The organism is Coralloluteibacterium stylophorae (genome assembly GCF_018122625.2).
GTDB lineage: Bacteria > Pseudomonadota > Gammaproteobacteria > Xanthomonadales > Xanthomonadaceae > Coralloluteibacterium > Coralloluteibacterium stylophorae.
Genome location: NZ_JAGQFT020000028.1, coordinates 1 through 1,170, shown reverse-complemented (window position 1 = coordinate 1,170; position 1,170 = coordinate 1). Strand labels below are relative to the sequence as shown.

The window sequence follows — 1,170 nt, the reverse complement described above, 5'->3', positions numbered from 1 at the left end:
CAACGACGAGCGCCCGAAGAAGGCACTGGGCGGGCTGACCCCACGTGCCTACGCGCAGCAGCTGGCATCCACTACCATCGATCCCGGACTCTAGATCAACCCGCTACTGAGGGCGGGGGGACGTCGCGAGTGCAGAAACGCGAGGCCGCTTCGTTAGCGGCCTCGCAATTCCAGCTTCCGAACGGTCCCTTACGCGGGGAGCAGCCTGCTGAACACAGTCGGATTCAGGTGGATCCACAACTTGCCTTTACCTTTGAAGGCGTTCTCGTGCTTGACTTGTATTGATCCGTCCATGCACAGCTGATGGAGTGCCGCTTCAAAGCGTCCCTGATGGCGAATGGGGCCGCACCTTCTGACTTCATTGCGCATCGCCATGCCAAATCCCGCCTGCCAGTACCGGCTCCACAAGTACCTGCCGAGAGTGCGAACATCCTTCACGTGCTCGGGTTCGTCGTTTTTGTCCCCAAACAGGGAGATGAACTCATCGAAGTGCCAGCCCACCACATCTAGCGCCCGCTCCAGCGTCTCCATGCTGATGCAGTCCCCTTCCTGCCCGCTGAAGTGATGCAAGATCGCAGCCACACGCCCAGTGATCTCCATCGATTTGGAGGCGAAGTCACGGACACTTGCCAGGTCCCCGCTCTGATGCAGGCGGGGCTCGATATCGTTCTGGGTTCGTACCCAGAGTTCCTTTGCTTCGGGCGTGAACGAGAGCTTCTTGCGGGAGTGATCTCCGGAGGTTTGGCGTTTGTGGGCTGCCGCTAGGAGTTCGGCTGCCCGGTCATGGAATCGCGGCAGGTGCTCCCATACAGGGTCTTTCAACGACATGAAGCGGAATCCCTGGGTGGATGCGGGCCACGCCACCAAATACCGGGCCAGATGGCCGGAAGCGCGAGCGATTTCTCCTCGTTTGTCCATGAAGGCTTTGAATACCTTCTCCTGAACCATCATGCTGATGGTCAGACGGGGATTGAATACCTCAATGCTGTCGTCGGCCCGGTCCAGCGTGAGTGTCTTGGCGCCGTCCCATGCTTTGTTGAGCGTGACCTGCCCCCACTGAGCCGTACCAGCCGAAGCTAGGTAGAGTCCGTCATCCAAGAGGACGGACATGCGCAAGAGTCGCTTCACCACCGAACAGATCATCGGCTTCATCAAGCAGGCGGAAGCCGG

At 59.5% G+C, this 1,170-nt stretch carries 1 protein-coding gene; it reads right to left on the bottom strand.

Features of this window, described 5'->3' with window-relative positions:
* Positions 1-189: 189 nt before the first annotated feature.
* Positions 190-1,170: DUF3987 domain-containing protein (locus tag KB893_RS18130; RefSeq protein ID WP_213173972.1), on the bottom strand; the 981-nt coding region annotated here is incomplete at its 5' end.